This is a genomic window from Mycobacterium sp. E3251 (assembly GCF_001666835.1).
Taxonomy (GTDB): Bacteria; Actinomycetota; Actinomycetes; order Mycobacteriales; family Mycobacteriaceae; genus Mycobacterium.
This window is the reverse complement of sequence record NZ_LZJF01000135.1, coordinates 1-2,088: the sequence shown is the minus strand read 5'-3', so window position 1 is coordinate 2,088 and position 2,088 is coordinate 1. Positions and strand designations below refer to the sequence as shown.

Below are 2,088 nucleotides of genomic sequence, written 5' to 3'. Positions count from 1 at the left end.
AAATCAACACCACGCTGAACAGCCTGTCGCGGTCGTTGACCGCGCTGAACGAGGGCCGTGGTGACTTCTTCGCGGTGGTGAAGAGCCTGGCCCAGTTCGTCAACGCCCTGCACAAGGACGACCAGCAATTCGTCGCGCTCAACAAGAACCTGGCCCAGTTCACCGACGAGTTGACCGGATCCGACCACAATCTCGCCAATGCGCTCCAGCAGTTCGACAGCCTGCTCTCCACCCTGCGCCCGTTCTTGACCAAGAACCGCGAGGTCCTCGTCCATGACCTCGACAACCTCGCCACCCTGACCACCACGCTGGTCCAGCCCGATCCACTGAACGGTTTGGAGACCGCACTGCACGTCCTGCCGACGCTGGAGACCAACCTCAGCCAGATTTACCACCCGTCGCACGGGGCCGTGATGTCCATTCCGGCGATCCCTAACTTCGCCAACCCAATGCAGTTCTTCTGCAGCATGATTCAGGCCGGTAGCCGACTGGGCTATCAAGAGTCCGCGGAGCTGTGTGCGCAATACCTGGCCCCCGTCCTCGATGCGATCAAGTTCAACTACCTGCCCTTCGGGTTGAACCTGTTCAGCACCGCCGAGGCGCTACCCAAGGAGATCGCTTACTCCGAGCCGCGGCTGCACCCGCCGACCGGATACAAGGACACCACCGTGCCCGGCATCTGGGTGCCCGACACCCCGTTCTCGCACCGAAACACCCAGCCCGGCTGGGTGGTCGCACCGGGCATGCAAGGCACCCAGGTGGGGCCCATCACCGGCGGCCTGTTGACCCCCGAATCCCTGGCCGAACTGATGGGCGGCCCCGACACCGGGCCCCCGCCCCCGGGGCTGCAGACCCCGCCCGGGCCGCCGAACGCCTACGACGAGTATCCGGTGTTGCCACCCATCGGCCTGCAGGCCCCCCAGGTGCCGATCCCGCCACCGGCGCCCGGACCGGGTGTGATCCCTGGTCCGGTCGCGCCGACGCCCGCGCCGGTGGCCGCCGCGGCGGGAGCAGGATCATGAACACATTGCGCGCCATGGCTATTCGGGCCCGATACCGGACGCGGCAGGGCATCGCAGTGCTGGTTGCTGCAGTGTTGCTGACGTCGTGCGCGAAATGGCATGGGATCGCGAATGTGCCGATGCCGGGTGGCCCGGGCTCCGGGCCCGGCTCCTACACCGTCTATGTGCAGATGCCCGACACGCTTGCCCTCAACGACAACAGCCGGGTGCGGGTGGCCGATGTCTTTGTCGGCACGGTGCGGGCGATCCAACTGAAGAACTGGGTCGCGACCCTGACGCTGCGTCTGGGCAAGAACGTCAAGTTACCCAGGAACGCGACCGCCAAGATCGGGCAAACCAGCCTGCTGGGTTCGCAGCATGTGGAGCTGGCCGCGCCTCCCAACCCGTCCCGGGAGTTGCTGCGGGATGGCGACACGATCCCGCTGAAGAATGCGTCGACGTATCCCACGACGGAGCAGACGCTCGCAAGTCTTGCCATCGTGCTTCGCGGCGGCGGCATCCCGAACCTGGAAGTGCTGCAGAACGAGGTCTACAACATCGTCAACGGTCGGGCCGAGCACATCCGTGCCTTCCTCGGCAAGCTGGCCACCTTCACCGCCCGACTCAACGAGCAACGCGCTGACATCACCCGAGCCATCGATTCCACCAACCGGCTGCTGGCATACGTGGGTCCCCGCTCTGACGTCTTGGACCGCGTCCTCACCGAATTCCCGCCACTGCTCAAGCATTTCGCCGACAAACAGAACCTTCTGATCGACGCGGTCGACGCTACGGGACGGCTCAGCAAAGTTGCCGACCAATACCTGTCGGCCGCGCGGGGCGACCTCCACCAGGATCTGCTCTCGCTGCAGTGCCCGTTGCGGGAATTCGGCCGTGCCTCTCCCTACCTGATTCGCGCGCTCAAGCTGATCCTCGTCCGGCCGTTCGACGTCGACGCCGTACCCAAGGCGTTCCGCGGCGACTACTTCAACTTGTCGCTGACGCTGGATCTGACGATGAGCGCGGTCGACAACGCGGTCCTCACCGGGACCGGGTTCTCCGGAGCGCTACGCGCGCTCGAACAATC

Annotated in this window: 1 protein-coding gene and 1 pseudogene; both read left to right on the top strand. The window is 65.3% G+C overall.

All coding sequences use genetic code 11. The features are described from left to right. A pseudogene (locus A5697_RS16250) lies at positions 1 to 1,022 on the top strand (MCE family protein); the annotation flags it as partial. Beyond that, positions 1,019 to 2,088: virulence factor Mce family protein (locus A5697_RS16245; RefSeq protein ID WP_067947273.1), on the top strand; the 1,070-nt coding region annotated here is incomplete at its 3' end. The pseudogene A5697_RS16250 and the gene A5697_RS16245, both read left to right, overlap by 4 nt.